Source organism: Methylotetracoccus oryzae, from assembly GCF_006175985.1.
Classification (GTDB): Bacteria; Pseudomonadota; Gammaproteobacteria; order Methylococcales; family Methylococcaceae; genus Methylotetracoccus; species Methylotetracoccus oryzae.
The window spans coordinates 75,180-93,042 of record NZ_SRSH01000002.1 but is presented as its reverse complement, the minus strand read 5'-3'; the positions used below and the strand labels follow the sequence as shown (position 1 = coordinate 93,042).

General features: G+C 65.2%; 17 protein-coding genes. 7 read left to right on the top strand and 10 right to left on the bottom strand.

From position 1 onward, the window contains the following. Positions 1–143 precede the first annotated feature (143 nt). The 4 genes from BWR02_RS03025 to egtB all read right to left on the bottom strand — a co-directional run bounded on the left by BWR02_RS03025 (position 144) and on the right by egtB (position 5,738). Positions 144–2,651, bottom strand: a complete 2,508-nt coding sequence (locus tag BWR02_RS03025) for an FtsX-like permease family protein (RefSeq protein ID WP_162559988.1) — start codon at positions 2,649–2,651, stop codon at positions 144–146. 91 nt (positions 2,652–2,742) lie between these two features. After that, positions 2,743–3,450 (bottom strand): ABC transporter ATP-binding protein, encoded by a 708-nt coding sequence (locus BWR02_RS03020; RefSeq protein ID WP_201276117.1) that lies wholly within the window; start codon positions 3,448–3,450, stop codon positions 2,743–2,745. Next, positions 3,440–4,441, bottom strand: a complete 1,002-nt coding sequence (egtD, locus tag BWR02_RS03015) for an L-histidine N(alpha)-methyltransferase (protein WP_139556472.1) — start codon at positions 4,439–4,441, stop codon at positions 3,440–3,442. Before egtD ends, BWR02_RS03020 begins: the two co-directional genes overlap by 11 nt. Next, a complete protein-coding gene (gene egtB, locus BWR02_RS03010; RefSeq protein WP_236101868.1) occupies positions 4,431–5,738 on the bottom strand; it encodes an ergothioneine biosynthesis protein EgtB in 1,308 nt (435 codons plus the stop codon). The genes egtD and egtB overlap by 11 nt, the downstream gene beginning before the upstream one ends. Before the next feature lie 329 nt (positions 5,739–6,067). Between egtB and cax the strand changes: the two genes are divergently transcribed. From cax to BWR02_RS02995, 3 genes are all read left to right on the top strand, one after another. Next, positions 6,068–7,201: a calcium/proton exchanger gene (gene cax, locus BWR02_RS03005; protein WP_328591502.1), complete on the top strand. Its 1,134-nt coding sequence runs from the start codon at positions 6,068–6,070 to the stop codon at positions 7,199–7,201. Positions 7,202–7,366: 165 nt separating this feature from the next. After that, positions 7,367–7,564, top strand: a complete 198-nt coding sequence (locus BWR02_RS03000; protein ID WP_139556279.1) for a hypothetical protein — start codon at positions 7,367–7,369, stop codon at positions 7,562–7,564. Positions 7,565–7,760: 196 nt separating this feature from the next. Continuing rightward, on the top strand, positions 7,761–8,240 hold the full coding sequence (locus BWR02_RS02995) for a hypothetical protein (protein ID WP_139556278.1): 480 nt from the start codon (positions 7,761–7,763) through the stop codon (positions 8,238–8,240). A gap of 89 nt (positions 8,241–8,329) precedes the next feature. Here the strand turns inward: BWR02_RS02995 and BWR02_RS02990 are convergent, their stop codons facing one another. Then, positions 8,330–8,725 (bottom strand): hypothetical protein, encoded by a 396-nt coding sequence (locus BWR02_RS02990; protein WP_139556277.1) that lies wholly within the window; start codon positions 8,723–8,725, stop codon positions 8,330–8,332. Between the two features lie 903 nt (positions 8,726–9,628). Continuing rightward, the gene (locus BWR02_RS02985) at positions 9,629–10,330 is read right to left on the bottom strand and encodes a hypothetical protein (protein ID WP_139556276.1); all 702 of its coding nucleotides are present in this window, start codon (positions 10,328–10,330) and stop codon (positions 9,629–9,631) included. Between the two features lie 169 nt (positions 10,331–10,499). On the opposite strand from BWR02_RS02985, the gene BWR02_RS02980 reads away from it, so the two are divergent. Further along, positions 10,500–11,111 (top strand): UbiX family flavin prenyltransferase, encoded by a 612-nt coding sequence (locus BWR02_RS02980; RefSeq protein WP_139556275.1) that lies wholly within the window; start codon positions 10,500–10,502, stop codon positions 11,109–11,111. Positions 11,112–11,179: 68 nt separating this feature from the next. On the opposite strand, the gene BWR02_RS02975 is transcribed toward BWR02_RS02980, so the two are convergent. Next, a complete protein-coding gene (locus BWR02_RS02975) occupies positions 11,180–11,554 on the bottom strand; it encodes a VOC family protein (protein ID WP_139556274.1) in 375 nt (124 codons plus the stop codon). A gap of 205 nt (positions 11,555–11,759) precedes the next feature. Here BWR02_RS02975 and BWR02_RS02970 point away from each other — a divergent pair, with 205 nt between their 5' ends. Beyond that, entirely contained in the window at positions 11,760–12,695 is a 936-nt protein-coding gene (locus BWR02_RS02970) for an alpha/beta hydrolase (protein WP_236101864.1), read from the top strand. Between the two features lie 4 nt (positions 12,696–12,699). Here BWR02_RS02970 and BWR02_RS02965 read toward each other — a convergent pair whose 3' ends face one another. Together BWR02_RS02965 and BWR02_RS02960 are read right to left on the bottom strand one after the other, a co-directional pair. Next, positions 12,700–13,116 (bottom strand): hypothetical protein, encoded by a 417-nt coding sequence (locus BWR02_RS02965; RefSeq protein ID WP_236101862.1) that lies wholly within the window; start codon positions 13,114–13,116, stop codon positions 12,700–12,702. Positions 13,117–13,263: 147 nt separating this feature from the next. Further along, positions 13,264–15,579, bottom strand: coding sequence for a Tex family protein (locus BWR02_RS02960; RefSeq protein WP_139556272.1), 2,316 nt, complete (start codon positions 15,577–15,579; stop codon positions 13,264–13,266). A 248-nt stretch (positions 15,580–15,827) separates the two neighbouring features. Here BWR02_RS02960 and BWR02_RS02955 point away from each other — a divergent pair, with 248 nt between their 5' ends. Further along, entirely contained in the window at positions 15,828–16,271 is a 444-nt protein-coding gene (locus BWR02_RS02955; RefSeq protein ID WP_236101860.1) for an HPF/RaiA family ribosome-associated protein, read from the top strand. Between the two features lie 205 nt (positions 16,272–16,476). Here the strand turns inward: BWR02_RS02955 and BWR02_RS02950 are convergent, their stop codons facing one another. Beyond that, complete coding sequence (locus BWR02_RS02950; RefSeq protein ID WP_162559987.1) at positions 16,477–16,962, bottom strand: NUDIX hydrolase; 486 nt, start codon at positions 16,960–16,962, stop codon at positions 16,477–16,479. 205 nt (positions 16,963–17,167) lie between these two features. Between BWR02_RS02950 and BWR02_RS02945 the strand changes: the two genes are divergently transcribed. Beyond that, positions 17,168–17,857 carry a hypothetical protein gene (locus BWR02_RS02945; RefSeq protein WP_139556270.1) on the top strand — a complete coding sequence of 230 codons (690 nt, stop codon included), beginning with the start codon at positions 17,168–17,170 and terminating at the stop codon, positions 17,855–17,857. Positions 17,858–17,863 lie beyond the last annotated feature (6 nt).

Sequence of the window (17,863 nt, the reverse complement as noted above, 5' to 3'; positions counted from 1 at the left end):
GGAGCAAAACGACGGGTATTAGACCATATGGACCAGCTTTCAACAATCTACGAGCCTGTCACGCTCAGTAAACGAGCTATCGCTGCCAAGCAACGCAGAGGCTCTCTACGCGACGGCGACCGGGTCGGCCACGTGCTTGTCGTTCACTCGTCTCGCAGCGCGGTCAGCGGCGTCGATCGGACCGCTTTCCAGGCCGGGAGCAGCGCGCCCCCGCCCGCCGCCACCAACGCGAGCAGCGGCGTCTGCCAAAGGTCGCTATAAGGCACCCGCAAGGGCATGCTCCACCCGAATGATTGCACCTGTATAACCGCCACCAGAACCCAGGCCACGAGCAGACCCAGCGGCAGTGCCAGCAGGCCGGACGCGAGGCCGATGAAGCCGCTTTGCGCCATGACGATGCTCACGATCTGACGCGGCGTGAAACCGAGCGCCCGCAACACGGAGAGTTCCCGGATCCGTTCAAGCTGCAAGGCCAGCAAACTGCTGACCAGGCCGATCAGGGCCACGCCGACCGCGAGCAGGCGCAGCAGTTCGGTGATCGCGAACGTGCGGTCGAACATGGCCAGCGAGGCGTCGCGGATATCGCGGTTGGAGCGGATCGACAGCGCGGGATCACGGCCGATGGCACTGGCGAGCGCTTTGCGGACGGCATCCGGCGCGGCGTTCGGAGCGAGCACCAACCCGAGCGAGGTGATACCGTCGTCCCGCCACAGCCGCGCATACAAAGGCTGACGGATCAGCACGATCCCCTGATCGGAGCGGTAATCGAAGAATACGCCGGCGATTTCGAGTTCCGTCGGGCCGTCGGCCGTGACCACGCCCAGCCTGTCGCCGGGCCCGAGGTGGTGTCGACTGGCGAAGGGCTCGGAGATCACGACCACGTCGTCAGTCAGGAAGCGCTGCCAGGCCCGGTCGCCAGACTTGAATCGGTAGGGCGAGCGCTGCGGATCGGTCGGCGCCAGCGCCACCAGTTCGACGCGCCCCACCGAAGACTCGACGCTCTGGCTGCGGGCGGAACTGATCGCCGCAACGCCGGACAGGCTCGCGACGGCCTCCCGCCAGGCGGGGGGCAGCGGCTCGTCGGCACCCTTGCCGGTCGTGGCCCGCGTCACGTACAGATCCGCCTGCATCAACTGGTCCAGCCACTCGCCGACGGTATCGCGAAAACTGCCGGTCATCGCGCCGACTCCCAAAGCCGACGCGAAAGCAATGGTCAGCGCGGCGATCGCAACGCCGGTTCGACTCAACGAGGCCAGCACGTCGCCGACACCGAGCCGGAACACCGGATGGCCGATCCGGCGCAGCGGGCGCCCCAGGACACTCAGCACCGCGGGGATCATCAGTCCGCAGCCCGCGAGCAACAGAAACAGACCCACGATACTGCGCAGCAGCGTCCCGTCAGGCAGTTGCCACAGCCCGGTGGCCAGCCCGATCGCCGCGAGACCGCCAGCCGCCGCCCAGCCAGCCCAGCGCCGGTTGCCTTCTTCCAGTCGTGACCGCGAGCGGGCACTGAGGGGTTGCGTCCCGGCAGCTTCCAGTGCCGGCATCAGCGCCGCCAGCAGCGAGGCGCCGAGCCCCAGTACGAAGCCGCGCACCAGAACCTCCGGCGCGATGAACAGTGTCTTGACGGTCAGCGTGAAATAGACGTCGTTGATCGTACGCGTGACCTGCGCCGTCAACAGGTCGGCAATCGCAATGCCCAGCACCTGCCCGATCAGGCTCCCGATAACACCCAGCGCCACCGCCTCGACCAGCACCTCCAGCAGGATCTCGCGGCGCGTGGCCCCCAGCAGCCGCAGCGTTGCCAGAACCTCTCGCCGCTGCAGGACGGCGAACATCATCGTGTTATAGATCAGGAACAGGCCCACAACGAGGCCCAGCATGCTCATGGCCTGCAAATTGGTCTCGAACGCGGCCGACAGGCGTCGGGTGGCCTGGCTGCGACCCTCCGCCGAGGTGAGGTTCAAGCCGCTCGGCAAAGCGGCGGCGAGGCTTTCCTCCAGCACGGGATCGGCCGGCAGCACGACATCGATACGGTGCAACCGCCCCATGACGTTCAACACTTCCTGCGCTGTCGCGATGTCGGCGATCAGCAAGCCTTCCAGCGCCGGGTCGGCTGGTCCATTCCCTTCCAGATAACCGAGCACCTCGATGGCTGCCGGCCTGCCCTGGATGGACAGGGTCAGCACCCCGCCGGGCACGATACCGAAGCTCTCGGCACTGGCACGCGCCAGCAGACCGGTCCCGGGACGGATCAGCAACGCCGGCAGCAGCGGCAGCAGACCCCGGAACTGCCGGCCACTGCTGCCCTCCCCCGCGGCCAGCGGATCCATGCCGACCAGACGCACTGTCTCACCGGTCGATGTCTCGACCAGATCCTCGACCACCGGTGCGAAACGCGCCCCCGGGAAATCGCGCCGCAACGCGGGGTACAGGGATTCGTCGATGACACCGCCGCTCGCCACGATCTGATGCGTCGTCGGTCCGAGCAACGCGGCCATCGACGCGTCGAAAGCCTGGCGGGCACTCGTCACCGACAGCGCGACGGCGACCGCCGTTGCCACGCCCAGCGCTATGCCGAGGATCGCCAGCGCCAGTTGCCAGGGATGGCGCAGGAAGAAGCGCCGATTGGCGGCGTTCAGCAGCGCCATCGCACGCTTCCGGCCGGCAGACCGAGTGAGGCATCGTACGCGGACCAGACCCAGGATAGCCATTGGGCCGGCAGCGTAATCCGGGGCGGCGTCATGGGCTTTCCAACAGACCGTCGCGCAGATGCCAGACGCGATCGGCCCGTTCGGCCAATTCCCGACTGTGCGTTGCAATCAGCAGCGTCTTGCCACGCTGCCGTAGCATCCGGTCCAGCAGGTCGAGAATCTGCTCCCCGGTCGCGCTATCCAGATTCCCGGTCGGTTCGTCGGCCAGCAGCACCCACGGATCGCCGATCAGGGCGCGGGCGATCGCGACGCGCTGTTGCTCTCCGCCGGAAAGGCGATCCGGGTAGCGGTTGCCGAGGTCGGCCAGGCCGACATCGGCCAGCAGTGACAAAGCCATCCGGCGTGCACGGGAGGACGGGTGTCCCGCCAACTCCGCCATCAGGGCGACGTTTTCGCACGCGGTCAGCGTCGGCAGCAGATTGAAGGACTGATAGACGAAACCGACCCGGAGCCGTCGGAACAGCGTGCGCTCGCGCTCGTTCAGCGTGTCGACCCGAGTGCCGCCGACCCAGATCGCCCCTTCGTCGGGCCGGTCCAGACCGGCCACCAGATGCAGCAGGGTCGACTTGCCCGAGCCGCTTTGGCCGAGCAACGCGACCCATTCGCCCGGAGCCACCTCGCCTTCGATCCCCCCCAGCACGCGATGCAGCGCCGGGCCTTCACGGAAGGCGAAGCTGACGCCCTCGAGCCGGATCATCGGCTCCGAGCCAGCCGCCGCCAGCGCATCAGGTCGCATCGGCGAACAGCCCTGCCCTGGAGTCATCGAGCCCGAACAGCTGGACGCAAAACAGACGGCCGGCGTCGGTCCAGGTCTGCAATGGACGGAACCCGGCATTGGCCGCCAGGCCGACGAACTGGTCCATGCCGTACTTGTAGGAGTTCTCGGTGTGTATGGACTCCCCGGCCGCAAACTTGAACAGCTGTCCGGAGACGCCCACCACCTGATCGACCCGACTGACGAGATGCATCTCGACGCGGCCGTCATCGCTCGCGAAATGGGCGCTATGGTCGAATCGGCCGAGTTCGAAGTCACCCTCCAGCTCCCGGTTGATGCGCCGCAACAGGTTCAGGTTGAATGCCGCCGTCAAGCCGGCAGCGTCGTTGTACGCCCGATGCAGGACCGCAGGATCCTTTTTCAGGTCGTAGCCGATCAACAGGCCGCCGTCACGTCCCAGCAGCGACGCGACGCTGCGCAGCAGTGCCACCGCTTCGTCCGGCGCGAAATTGCCGATGCTGGAACCCGGAAAAAAGGCGATCCGCCGGGAATCGTCGGCTATGTCCGGAAACTCGAACGGGTGGGAATAGTCGACGCAGATCGGCCGCACATCCAGCCAGGGGTAATCCCGGGCGATGGCCGAGGCCGACGCGAAGAGATGATCCCGGGCGATGTCGAGCGGGACATAGCGACGCGGTCGCACGGCATCCAGCAGCAACCGGACCTTCCGACTGCTGCCGCTCCCGAGCTCGATCAGCGTCACCGGAGCACCGAGCGCCGTGGCGATATCCCCCGCGTGGCGGGTCAGGATATGCATCTCGGTCCGGGTGAGGTAATACTCGGGCAGATCGCAGATTGCTTCGAACAACCGGCAGCCTTCGCCGTCGTAAAAGAACTTCGGCGACAGCGACTTTTGCGGCCGGCTCAGCCCGACCAACACCTCGCTGCGAAAATCGGCGACCGCAGGGGCCAGGTCGATCAACCGCACCGGCATCGCATCACTAGCCATCATCGGCAAGGCGCACTCCCGAAAATTGCCAGCGGTCGGCCGGGTAGAAGAAGTTGCGGTAGCTGGCCCGAACGTGCGACTGCGGCGTGGCGCAGGAGCCGCCGCGCAACACGAGCTGGCTGCACATGAACTTCGCGTTGTATTCGCCGAGCGCGCCGCTCGGCGGTCGAAACCCCGGATACGGCTGATACGCGCTTTGCGTCCATTCCCAGACATCGCCGAACACCTGGCTGAGCCCATCGGCACCGGGCACCGCCGCTACCGGCCGGAGCAGACCGGATTCAAGGAAATTGCCGGACACGGCTACTTCCGCCGCGACCGTTTCCCACTCCTGCTCGGTCGGCAGGCGCCGTCCCGCCCAGCGGGCATACGCGTCGGCTTCAAAGTAACTGACATGGCTCACCGGCGCACCCGAATCGATCGGCTGGAGTCCGGCCAGCGTGAATTGCCACCAGCCCCCGTCCAGCCGCTCCCAGTAGAGCGGCGCCTGCCAGCCACGCTGCCGCACCGTGGCCCACCCCTCGGACAGCCACAACTCGGGGCGCTGGTAGCCCCGGTCTTCCACGAAGGCCAGGAACTCGACCTGCGTGACTGGCCGCGAGGCCAGACGGAAGGGCTCCAGCCAGACACGATGCCGCGGCGACTCGTTGTCATAGGCGAACCCGTCGCCCCCATGGCCGATCTGTTGCAGGCCGCCCTCTCGCTGCAACCAGTCGAGCCCCGGCGTCGTGACCACAGTCCGTTGCGGAGCGGCTCGGTAGACGGGCCGCAAGGGATTGACGGATAGACTGTACTTGATGTCCGTCAGCAGCAATTCCTGGTGTTGCTGCTCGTGGTGGATGCCCAGCAGGAGTCGTGCGCCGATTTCCTCGCACTCTGCCGCCCGGGCGACACCGACCAGTTCGCCGACCGCCTGGTCGACCTGCGCCCGGTAACGCATGACCTCGGCCACGGTCGGCCGCGACAACTGCCCGCGCTGCGCACGCGGGAAAAACGGGCCCACCGTTTCGTAATAGGAGTTGAACAACTGGGCAAATCCGGGGTGAAACTCCCGGTAGCCCGGCAGGAAAGGCAAGAGCACGAATTGCTCGAAAAACCAGGTCGTGTGCGCCAGATGCCACTTCGGCGGGCTGGTTTCCGGCGCCGCCTGCAGGCCGTAGTCCTCGCAGGCCAGCGGTTCGCAGAGCGCTTCGGTTTGGCGGCGGACACTCCGGTAGGTCGGCTGCAAATGCGCCAGTTCCGATGTCGGAGCCGCGATGGGCGTAGCCACCGAAGCCGGTGGCGGCGAGGGATGAATCAAATGGACAAGTCTCCGCTGAGCATCGACACGAACCCGGACTGCGCGGGAAAGTAGCATTCGCACCGCGGATTGACCAGCGCAGCGCCGGGTTCGTTCAATTGGCGGGGCAGCAGGGCATCGCCTTTGGCTCTGCGGCTTCCGACCGCCGGCGCAGCGTGGCTTGGGCCCGACGCCTGAGCCCACGCGGCAGTGCCGCAGTCACGCAAACGTAACACGCCGAGCCTACCATTGCCTGACAGCCCGTTTAATTCCGGTACCGGGCAGCCGGACCATCCGGCAAAACCGGGCGCCCACCCCTGCCAGCGAGCACCACCCTGTTCTTCCAAACCCTGGCCGCCACGACCACCGACGCAATCCAGCACCGCCGCGGCGCACAGTACATCCGCCTGCTGCTGATCTTCGTTCCACTTGCCGTCGTGCTGGACCGGATCGATTCCCTATCGCCCGCGATCCGTTTCGGCTGCGCGGCACTGGCGATCATCCCGCTGTCGGCGGAACTCGTATATTCCACCGAACAGATCGCCCATCGCACGAGCCAGACGCTCGGCGGTCTGCTGAATGCGACCTTCGGCAATGCGCCAGAACTGATCATCTCGCTAATGGCGCTCCAGGCCGGTCTGCTGGACGTGGTCAAAGCCTCGCTGGTCGGTGTCATGCTTGGCAATCTGCTGTTCGTATTGGGGCTCGCGTTCCTGGTTGGCGGGCTTAAGCACCGCGTGCAGAAATTCAACCGCCGTGGCGCCCGGATGCAGCGCTCCATCCTGATGGTGGCAGCAATCAGCATTGTCGTGCCCAGCGTGTTTGACAATTTCATTCCGCCGGACCTGCACGACGCCGAGGACGCACTGAACATCGGCATCGCCATCGTGCTGCTGCTCACCTATACGATGAGCCTGCTGTTCATGTTGAAGACGCACCCGGATTACTTCTCGGACGCGGACGGTGGCGGCGAAGAAGCCGGCGCGAGCAGCTGGTCGCTGCGGCGCGCGCTCATCGTCCTGCTGGCCTCCTCCGTCGCCCTGGCCTTCATGAGCGAAATCGTGGTCGACGCGATCGCCGGCACGGCAGCCGCGCTGGGCGTGTCCCGCGCCTTCATCGGCGTCATCGTACTGGCCTTGATCGGCGGAGCGCCCGAAAGCGTCGCTGCGGTGACCATGGCTCGCAAGAACAAACTCGATCTGACCATGGGCATCGCCGTCGGCAGCAGCATCCAGATCGCCCTGTTCATCGCGCCGATGCTGATGCTGAGCAGTTACGTGCTGGCGCCGCGCCCGCTCAATCTGATGGTCGGCAACGCCGGCATCATGATCGTCTTGTTTCCCGTGCTGTTGATCTCGACCGTCGTCGGCGACGGCAAGTCCAACTGGTTCAAGGGCGTCCAACTGCTGAGCGTCTATGCGCTGATCGCCCTGTTTTGCTATTACATGCCGGACAACGCCACAACGCCGCTATTCCCGCCCTGACGGCCCGACCCGAATCGGTCCGAAAGCGCACCGCTGGCGACCGAGTGTCGCATGACCGCACACATCGGGGTAAAGTTATATCCCCAGGCAGGAATTCAATGCACGACTCGCACTGATCGGGGCGCTGCGCCCGGGCGCCTGTGCCGTGCGGAAGGGGACTCAGAGATGATGAGCGAGCATATGGGCCGCGAGCGCAGCAACTGCTTTCGCAATATGGGCATCGAGGCCACGAACCAGACCGTGGCGATACCATGCGAAGGGGCCGCGAGGGATGCCGGTAACGTACTGAATGCGAGTCCGTTCAGTGCCGAGTTCCTGGAACGTCCCGCTGCCGGCCGTCTGGAGATGGGGCCTGCTGCCTGATCCATCGCGCGACAGCACTGCGCATCACCCCACGGAGGGGATCCAGCATCGTGTTCAAGCCTGTTGACCACCTGAGGCGCCTTCGGATTTCCCGACGCTCCGGTCGGACGCCCGGCTGCCTTCGCTTCGGTACCGGACGCGGCCCGATCGCGCGGCGAAACACGGAAGCGGCAGCATGAAGGCCTTTGCCCTGAGTGTGCTGATTGCCACCTTGCTCGCGCTGATCATGTTGACCGCCCACATCCTGAACATCATCGTCCAGACGCCGGATGGGATGATGAATCCGGTATTACAATTTGATCTGCGGACCGGAACGCGCGATGAATTCCTGACCTGCTTGCTGGCGTCGGTGATCGCCGCCTATTTCTATGCGGTGGTCGCCTGGATGGATGGTAAGTTGACCCGTTTGCGCGAGGAGCTCGTCGCCGACGCACCGCTCATGCACCTGGCGCAACCCCTCGAGGTGCGACAGCTAAAGGACGCCATACGCAGCGCCGACCTGGCAGCGATCGGGCGGTACGCCACCGACGCTGCGCTGGGCTATTCCGACGACCGCTTCATGACACCTTTCGAGCTGGCCGAGCTGTATGGCCATGAGGAAGTGGTTCAAGCCCTGCAGCGCGCCGCAAGCAAAAAGCCGGGCGCGCACTTTGCCATCAAGGCACGGCGGGCCTGAGCGCACGAGGCGGCAAGTTCGCCCACCTCGACCACTCTGTCGACTCCGCCGGGTACGGGAGCCGCGCCAGTTTATGAAGCGGTTCTTGCTCAGTTCCGATACCAGGCGCGCAATTCATTGGCATACTCCCAGGCATCGCGCCGACCATAGCCAGCGGCCCGTCGAGCACGGCCGCCGGCCACGACGGTGATCTCGATGGCATCCCCTACCGCTTTCCCATGCGCCGCATGGCCCCCGAAATTGAATGCGGTCCGCGCTCGCTCGGTCTTCGGGTAAACCCCCCACTTTGCCCCCTTGGGAACGCGAAACTTGACCACGTAATCGGGCACCAGCCAGTCGGCCATCCCCGCTTTGTTGACGTAGGCCGTGTGGGCGCGAACCACATGGGTCGAATCGATCGCGACGACAGGGGACGTCCAAAGCGCCATGGCCTGGAGTATCGCGATCAGCGTGAGTCGGTTGAACGAACGAGTGAGCCGAGACATAGGCGGGAGACCGTGAAGTGGCTGGTGGCGATTCGTAGGATACCGGCCCAGAGAGAATGCCGCCGCAACCCGCAAACGACTCGCTCGAACGAGGCCTTGCCCCCCAGCAGTTGAAACCTGCGACCCGATCTCGAAGAGCGTCATCCGGCGCATCGTTCCGGGCGTCGGGGTTTCTGGATTTCCCGGCAAAGCGACGGGAATCCCCTGACTCAAGCTGCCTTGGCCACTCCTGCCAAATCGCAAGGTCGGGGGGAGCCTGCGCCGCTGCGGCCTCCCGCGGGTTTCGTAACACCCCGCCCAAAGACGGAAAAAACCCGGGCAAACACACACCACAAACGGAGCCCTCGGCGCCGACTGAACACTGCCCGTAGCTCCCGAGAAGTCCACCCCGCAAGATATATCGCAGCTAGCCCAGGGGTACGCCCATTTGCGGCTTTCCCCACAGCCAACATGCGATTTGACGGAATGGCGCGCAGCCGGCCAGCCACCATGAACAAGGAAAACGCTCCGCATCAATCAGTTAGGACATTGGCACGCCCACTGCATTAAGTAAGGCGCATAACCTCTTCGATGCGCTTCTCACCGGGACCTCGCCCGAGGCCCACTCTGAAAGGCGTCTTCGGCTTTCGCGCCGACGGCGGCTTTCCGGGGTTCCGGTGATCTTTTTTTCCCCTGATCCAGAATCACCGAGTCCTCCATTTGACCCGAAGCACCGCTGACGCCGTTGATTCAACGAGCCGTAGGAAGGCGCGCTTGACGGCAAGTGCGCAAAACCCAGATCAACTCCAAGGCCTACTCGGCCCGGCATCGAACGCACGGCCACTCACTGCGCCTTCCGACTCAAGTGAGGTCCGGCGCCAAGGCGCTCGGCCATTCGGCGCAGAACGACGGTCCGCCTGGCGGCTACGCCTTCCGATACTCCCTCCAGCCCAGCCGCAGCAAGGCCATCGCCGGTGTCGCCATCCCGACGCAATAGAACGTCACGTCGAACCACTGCGGCCCCGTCAGCAACTGAAAAGTCGCGGCGAACAGGACCAGCGATGAGCCACTGAACCCGACACAGAGCCAGAAGGGAAAGGCCACGAAGCCGGTGACTGCATCCATGCGCGGCCGATATAGCCATACTGCCAGGGCGGCGACTGCAGCGGCCAGCAGTGCCCCCGAGGCACTCGGGTGCTCCAGATGTTCGATGAACGACACCATCCACGCCTGCGCGCCAATGACGACGGCGGCGAAGGACCAGAACGCAATCGCCTTGAGCTCGTCCGGCATGTCGTCGTCGTAGACGCGCGGCAACAGCATCAGTGCGAACAGGAACAAGGCCGCGGCCATGACGACATTGATGCTGGCGATCATGTACAGCCGGCGGGCCCCTGCCATCTCGGTGGTCGGGATCGCGCTGACCTCCGACATGCCGTGCGCCCCGATGAAGCAGACAATCGTCGCGACGATCAGCGCGGCGTTCAGAAACTCGAACAGCCGTTGATCGGCGATCTCTTTGCGTAGCGTCAAGGCCAGGGTCAGCACCGTGATGCTGACGCCGCCGAGAGCGGCCAGGAACTGGCCGTAACTCTTGGCAAGTTCGATATTGTCGATTTGAACCATGGTCGCATAGTCCCCCTGGGACAACGCTACCGCATCGCCTAACGAAGGAGAAGCGGATTTTGGCCGCCGCCGATCCCGCCCCCAGGCGTAAGCCAGCAAGTGACGCCTGCGCGCTGAACGTTTAGGCTGTAACGCTTTCGGCATGCTTACCAGAGGATTGTCTTCGGCCATGGCTCAGCCACAGCGTCTCGTCGTCGGCATCACCGGCGCCACCGGCATCATCTTCGGCGTCCGATTGCTGGAGTTGCTGCGGGACACGGCGATCGAAACCCACCTGATCGTATCGAAAGCCGCGGACCGCACGCGGGCGCACGAACTCGCCCTCAGCGCGCGCGACCTGCGTGCACTGGCCAGCGTGGACTACGCGATCAGCGACGTCGGTGCAGCGCTCGCCAGCGGTTCATTCCGGACCATGGGGATGATCATCGCGCCGTGCTCGGTCAAGACGTTGGCCGAGATCGCCACAGGCATGTCGAGCAGCCTGCTGACGCGCGCCGCCGACGTCACGTTGAAGGAGCGTCGGCGCCTGGTGTTGATGGTCAGGGAGACGCCGCTGTCGGCGATCCACCTGCGCAATATGCTGACGGTGACCGAATGCGGCGGGGTCGTGATGCCGCCCGTCCCGGCGCTGTATACGCAGCCGGCCTCACTGGACGAGATGGTGACGCACACCGCCTGCCGGGCCCTGGACCTGTTCGACATCGACGTCGGACGGCTGCGCCGCTGGGGCGAGGATATCGCCGACCGACCTGCGCGGCCCTCCGCCTCGATCGGGGAGTAGCGGATCCTGAACACCCGGCGCGCTTGCCCGATGCGGCCGAGGGGAATACGATCTTGGGCGCGGGTTTCTCAGGCCGCTGCACCGGGTTGATTGAGCCACTGCAGAAACGTAATCTGAACACCGTCCGGATCACGGATCGCAAAGCAGCGAGATCCCCAATTCGTCGTAACCGGGACAGGCGCATACAGGGCCAGGGACCGATGCACGGCATCGACGTCCGCGACCTCCAGCACCAAGTGCACCCGATCGCCCGGCGCAGGCAGCCGCAACTGTCGCTTCTCGCGCGCCGCATCGAGCAGCTCCAGTCGCAGGCCGTGGACCTCCAGCAGCACGCCGCGCGCACCCGGCCGGTCCCACGCGCGGATCACCGAGCCGCCCAGCGTCTGGCGGTAGAACGCTTCGACCGCGTCGAAACCGGCCGTGGCCAGGCAGACGTAGCTCATGCCCGACCTCCACCGCGCTTGCGACAAGACGCGGTCTCTATCGTCGCCATACCCGCGCACCCAGGGCCGGCCGGCGAGCCAAGCCTTCCGCTATACTGCGGCTTCGCTTGCCCATGACCCGCTGTCGACTGTTCCATTGATGTTTCCGTCGCACTGTCCATACCGGTTGGCTCGACTGCTGGTCGCATTGTTTTACTGGGTACCGATGGTCGCCTTTGCCGCGCCCCCAGCACAGCTGCCGCAGCTCGCAGCGGCACATTTCGTGGCCGGCGACGGCGCGGTGCTGCCCTTGAGGCGCTGGCTGCCGGTTCGCGATCCGCCGCGGGCGATCATCGTCGCGCTGCATGGTTTCAACGACTACAGCCGCGCCTTCGAGATGCCCGGCGCCTTCTTCCAGCGCCATGGCGTGGCCTGTTATGCCTATGACCAACGGGGTTTCGGGCAGGCACCCGGACATGGGACCTGGCCCGGCACCCAGACTTATATCGACGACCTGTTCCAGTTTACCGCCGCCGTCCGTCAACGCCACCCCGGGATTCCGGTGTACGTGCTCGGGGAGAGCATGGGCGCGGCCGTCGCGATCGTCGCACTGACGAGTGAGCGGCGCCCCCCTGCGGACGGGTTGATTCTGTCGGCGCCCGCGGTTTGGTCGCGGGACACGATGCCGTGGTATCAGCGGGCGTTGCTGGAGACCTCGGTTCACACACTGCCATGGCTGCGTGTGACCGGCGACGGACTGGGCTTCATGCCATCCGACAATATCGACGTGCTGCGGGGATTGGGACGCGACCCGCAGGTGATCAAGGCAACACGGATCGACGCGATCTATGGCCTGGTCGACCTGATGGACGAGGCAATGGCACAGGTCGGCCTGATCGACCTGCCCACGCTGGTCCTCATCGGCGATCGCGACCAGATCATTCCCAAGGAACCGATGCAGCGCCTGCTGGAACGCCTGCCCCGAAGACTGACGACGCGCGTCGCGACCTATCCCGATGGCTACCACCTGCTGCTGCGCGATCTGCAGGCTGAAAAGCCCTGGCGCGACATCGTGGCGTGGATCAGCGACCGCAACCGGCCGCTGCCATCGGGCGCCGAGCAGCGGCTGGCCCTGGCGCCCTCGCGGGACGCGCGTCGCTGAGCGCTTAGGGTTTCTGCGCCAGGCAATCGTTCGCCGCCGCGTTGGTCATCATGACCAGCTCGAACGGGAACTCGTTCTTCTCGTTGAAATGGACCGCGTCGGCATGGGTCAGTCGCTTGGATATCTCCTGCGCCATGCAGGTGCAGACGCGGCCAAGCTCCTGATCGCCGGATAGCTGGCTGTCGCCGCTAGCCTGCTGCGACTTGATGCATTTCTCCGTGTACTTCCGCTCGAAGATCTGGTGCTCGGTCTCGGTGACCGGCGTATGCGGCTGATCGAACACGGAGACCGGCGGCTGCGACGACTGGGACGACGGTCGGGCTGAAGGCGGGGCATCGTCACCGCACCCACCCAGCAGCAAAGCCGCGCCGAAACCCATGAATGCGGCAATGGATCGACCTGGCATGTTGTTCTTAATCATTGGTTTCTCTACCCCTTGGATAACGTCTGGTGGGCGCTCCGGCCGCGGTCCAACCCCGTCCGTCGCCCATTGCGGGGCACATCCCGAGAACGGCCCGCGTTGCGGACCGAGATTCTCCGGACCTCCCGCCTCAAAGTCCAGCCCGCTCTACGCCTTCGTCTTGAGGGCGCGCGCCAGCGCTGCGGCCATCGCGCCTTGCGGCGCCGGAGCCTCCTGGCGGCTGTCGCGCGGGCGTTTCGGTGCGGCCGGCGTTCGCGGCGCCGGGCCCGGCGCCCTGGCGACCGCGGACTCCGCCGGAGAGACCGCCTCCTTTTTCATCGACAGAGCGATGCGGCGTCGCTGCACGTCGACCTCCAGCACGCGGACTGCTACCACGTCACCCGCCTTGACGACTTCGCGCGGATCCTTGACGAAACGGTCCGCCAAATGGGAGATGTGCACCAGACCGTCCTGATGGACGCCGATGTCGACGAAAGCGCCAAAGTTGGTCACGTTCGTGACCTGGCCTTCCAGCATCATCCCCGGCGCCAGGTCGGCGAGCTGGTGCACGCCTTCCTTGAAGGTTGCGGTCTTGAAATCAGGACGCGGGTCGCGCCCCGGCTTTTCCAGTTCGCTGAGAATGTCGCTCACCGTGGGCAGACCGAAACGCTCGTCGACGTAACGCGCCGGATCGACGCCGCGCAGGAAGCTCGGGTTGCCGACCAGGCCGCGGATATCCTTGCCCGTCTGTTGCATGATCTTCTCGACCACCGGATAGGCTTCCGGGTGCACCGACGAGGCATCCAGTGGATTGTCGCCATCGGCGATGCGCAGGAAGCCGGCGGCCTGCTCGAAGGTCTTCGCCCCGAGCCGCGGCACCTGCTTGAGCTGCTCCCTGCTCCGGAACGGCCCATGCTCGTTGCGGAACTCGACGATGTTCTGGCCTATGGTCTGCGTCAGACCCGACACATAGCGCAGCAGCGACGTCGAGGCCGTGTTGACATCGACCCCCACCGCATTGACGCAGTCTTCGACGACGGCATCCAGGCTCCGGGCGAGCTGAGTCTGATTGACGTCATGCTGATACTGCCCGACCCCGATCGCCTTGGGCTCGATCTTGACGAGTTCCGCGAGCGGATCTTGCAGCCGGCGGGCGATCGAAACCGCCCCCCGCAGCGACACGTCGAGATCGGGGAATTCCTTCGAGGCCAGTTCGGAAGCCGAATACACCGAAGCGCCGGCCTCGGACACGACGATCTTCAGCAGCTTCAGATCGGGGAAGCGCTTGATGACGTCGGCGGCGAGCTGATCGGTTTCCCGCGAGGCGGTGCCGTTGCCGATCGCGATCAACTGGACGTCGTGGCGTTCGCAGAGCTGCGCCAACTGGGCAATCGACTGCTCCCACTGCCGATGCGGGACGTGCGGGTAGATCGTGGCGGTCTCCAGCAGCTTGCCGGTCTTGTCGACGACCGCGACCTTGACGCCGGTCCGCAGCCCCGGATCGAGCCCCATCGTCGCCCGGGGACCCGCCGGCGCCGACAACAGCAAGTCCTTCAGGTTGCCCGCGAACACCCGGATCGCCTCCTGCTCCGCGGCATCCCGCAGCCGCTGCAGCAAATCGAGTTCGATCCGCGTCAACAGCTTGATCTTCCAGGCCAGACGGACCGTCTCGCGCAACCACACGTCCGCGGGGCGGCCTTGATCGGCGATTGCGAACGTCGCGGCAATCCGCCCCTGACAGTAGCCGTGGATGGCATCTTCGTCGGCGCCGACGCGCAGACTCAGGTTCAGAACATCCTCATTGCGCCCACGGAACAGCGCCAGCGCACGGTGCGACGGAATGACCCGGATCGCTTCGTCGTAGCCGAAGTAATCCTTGAACTTCGCGCCCGCCTCTTCCTTGCCAGCCACGACCGTCGAAACCAGCAGGCCCTCGTGCCAGATCTTCTCGCGCAGTTCGTGTAACAACGCGGCATCCTCGGCGAATCGCTCCATCAGGATCTGGCGCGCGCCGTCGAGCACTGCCGCGACGTCGGCGAACCCCTGTTCGGGTGCCAGATAGTCGGCCGCCAACAGCTCCGGGTTCTGGGCAGGATCGGACAGCAGGGCATCGGCCAGCGGTTCCAGTCCCGCCTCGCGGGCGATCTGCGCCTTGGTCCGGCGCTTCGGTTTATACGGCAGATACAGGTCTTCGAGCAGCGTCTTGGTATCGGCGTCGAGAATGGCCCGCTCCAGTTCGGGGGTCAGCTTCTCCTGCGCACGAATGGAGGCTAGGATGGTGTCGCGCCGCTCTTCGAGCTCGCGGAGATAGCCCAGTCGCATCTCGAGTTGGCGCAGCTGGACATCGTCGAGGCCACCGGTGACTTCCTTACGATAGCGGGCGATGAAGGGCACGGTCGCACCCTCATCGAGCAGGGCCACGGCCTTGGCCACCTGCGTCGGCGCGACGCCGAGTTCCTGTGCGATACGCGCGATGATTTCCATAAAAAACCGTCCTAGAGTCCGAGGAGGCGGCATTCTAACAGCAATTTCCTCGCGGCCTCGGCAAAGCCGCGCGCCCCAGCTCCGGCGCCGTACAGCCCTCGAAAGGCGTAGGGTTGGACAGCCGGAATCACAAATGTGTAATAATGCGCGATTCGCCCGGCCCAGGTCCCTCCGCGTTGGGCGATGGGAAACGCCAGTTCGAATACCGAGGCCACCGACTGCTGGCGCCGCGCTCCGGAGAAGCCGGAATGCCCGCAAGGATCGCGTTGGGGCGCGAGTATTTTTTCATTACACACCGAAAATTCCTAAAAGAAGTAGTGGGATACACTATGCAAGTACCATTAGAGATCACCTTTCGCGGCTTCCCCCATTCCGATGCCGTCGAAACCAAGGTGCGCGAGAAAGTGGCCAAGCTTGAGCAGTTCTGCGACCACATCATCAGCTGCAAGGTCGCGGTTTCCGCCGAGCACCACCATCAGCATCAGGGCAACCTCTACAGCGTCCGGATCGATCTCGCCGTGCCGCAGAAGCATCTCGTAGTGAGCCGGGACCACCACGACAAGCAGGCGCATGAAGACCTGTACGTCGCGTTGCGCGACGCCTTCGAAGTCGCGAAGCGACAATTGGAAGAATACGTCCGCATGCAGCGCGGCGACGTCAAGAATCACCGCTCGCCGCCGCCCGCCGTCTGATCCCCCTCGGGAGCATCCGAACAAAACACCATCGCGGTTTTTGTTCCGGGCCGTGACGGCAAGAGCCACTCTCGCCGTCACGCGCTCACCTGTTCATCGTGCCCACTGACTTGAGCCAGTATCCCCTCCCCCGCCCGAGATTTCGGAATAGCGCGACGCGACCTCCTCGCTCGGCGAAGCCGGGCGCACGGCGCAACGAATGGACTCAAAGGGCAACGAAGTCGCTGCCGCTGCCGCCACGATCGCACAAGCCCCCGCTGCCCGGTTTCTGGCGGACCCGATCCGCAGCATCGATAACGGGCCGAAGGCCCTCCACGAGCGGATAGGGATCGAGTTCCCGCAGCGCGACCCAGCGGGCTTCCGCCGCATCGTCCGCGGCTTGAACCGCATAGTTGCCCTGGCCGACCGGACTGGCCAGAAAATCGATGATGACGTAATGGAAGCCCTCGATGCGTCGCTCCACGACCGCGATGACGGGGCCAACCGTCACGACCAGGCCCGTCTCCTCGGCGATTTCGCGGCGGCACGTCTCCGCCAGCGTCTCGCCGGCGCGCTGTTTTCCCCCGGGCACCGACCACAACCCCTGTGCTGGCGGCCGCCCGCGACGGATCAGCAACACCCGGCCCTGATCATCGAAAACAACCCCTGCGACGCCGGTTGCCGGCGTGGGTGCGTGTGGCTTGGAAGTCAAGGTTCGGCCCGTCCCGTGGCACAGGCTGACCGACCCGGCGACGCGCGCAAATCCCGGAGGGCGGGCGGTGGCAGCGAGGTACACTCTCGGTGGGGCATATGCTATAAACGGGCGCGAGGAAGTCAGCCGAGCGCCGCTGCAGGACGCCGGGTATGGTCGACCGGTCGTAAATCAAACAAAGTCAAATAAGGAAATGTGATTCCCCATGAAAACGTCGCGCGAGTCATCCACACGCAATACCCGTCGGTCGGGCGCCGGTCTCCGCGCCCTCGCGGCCCTGTCTATCGCCACTGCTCTGACCGCCTGCGATGACGGCAGCAGCGGCAGTTCATCCGGCCCATCGGCGATGGAAGCCAGGATCGAGGGCAACATCCAGGATCAGCATGGTCCGATCATGAACAGCCGACTCGAAGTCACGGACAAGAGCGGCACGGCCATCCAGAGCACCGAGCTGACGGACAACAATCACTACAGCATCAAGGTTCCCGCCGGTACCGCCTACCCGATCGTACTGACCGCTTATCCCCTCGGCGAATCGGCAGCCAATGCGACCCCGGTCAAAGCGGTCGTCACCAGTCCGCTGGCCGACCGGATGGACGTCACTGACGTGTCGACCATCGTGGTGGATTCCGCTCGCTCACTCGGCGGACTGACTGCCGAAAATATTGCGAAGGCCTCCGGGGCGGCGATTGGCTTGCGCCAGCGTGAAGGCGTCAGCGCCGGAGCGGGTGGCGGCGGAGCCGGTCCCGGACAGAGCGGCGGCGGCGTCAGCCGCGGTGGTCACGGCGGCCACGGGGCCCCGGCAGAGGCGGGCACGCGACCGACCGACAAGCCGGCGACCGAGATGCCGCAGGGTCAGCACACGATGCCGGAAGGCGGCACGATGAACCACTGATCGCAG

Coding starts and splice junctions, on each gene's coding strand:
- BWR02_RS03025 (WP_162559988.1), bottom strand. CDS start 2,651: ATGGCGCTGCTGAACGCCGCCAATCGGCGCTTCTTCCTGCGCCATCCC.
- BWR02_RS03020 (WP_201276117.1), bottom strand. CDS start 3,450: ATGCGACCTGATGCGCTGGCGGCGGCTGGCTCGGAGCCGATGATCCGG.
- egtD (WP_139556472.1), bottom strand. CDS start 4,441: ATGATGGCTAGTGATGCGATGCCGGTGCGGTTGATCGACCTGGCCCCT.
- BWR02_RS03000 (WP_139556279.1), top strand. CDS start 7,367: ATGATGAGCGAGCATATGGGCCGCGAGCGCAGCAACTGCTTTCGCAAT.
- BWR02_RS02990 (WP_139556277.1), bottom strand. CDS start 8,725: ATGTCTCGGCTCACTCGTTCGTTCAACCGACTCACGCTGATCGCGATA.
- BWR02_RS02985 (WP_139556276.1), bottom strand. CDS start 10,330: ATGGTTCAAATCGACAATATCGAACTTGCCAAGAGTTACGGCCAGTTC.
- BWR02_RS02980 (WP_139556275.1), top strand. CDS start 10,500: ATGGCTCAGCCACAGCGTCTCGTCGTCGGCATCACCGGCGCCACCGGC.
- BWR02_RS02975 (WP_139556274.1), bottom strand. CDS start 11,554: ATGAGCTACGTCTGCCTGGCCACGGCCGGTTTCGACGCGGTCGAAGCG.
- BWR02_RS02970 (WP_236101864.1), top strand. CDS start 11,760: ATGGTCGCCTTTGCCGCGCCCCCAGCACAGCTGCCGCAGCTCGCAGCG.
- BWR02_RS02965 (WP_236101862.1), bottom strand. CDS start 13,116: ATGATTAAGAACAACATGCCAGGTCGATCCATTGCCGCATTCATGGGT.
- BWR02_RS02960 (WP_139556272.1), bottom strand. CDS start 15,579: ATGGAAATCATCGCGCGTATCGCACAGGAACTCGGCGTCGCGCCGACG.
- BWR02_RS02955 (WP_236101860.1), top strand. CDS start 15,828: ATGCCCGCAAGGATCGCGTTGGGGCGCGAGTATTTTTTCATTACACAC.
- BWR02_RS02945 (WP_139556270.1), top strand. CDS start 17,168: ATGAAAACGTCGCGCGAGTCATCCACACGCAATACCCGTCGGTCGGGC.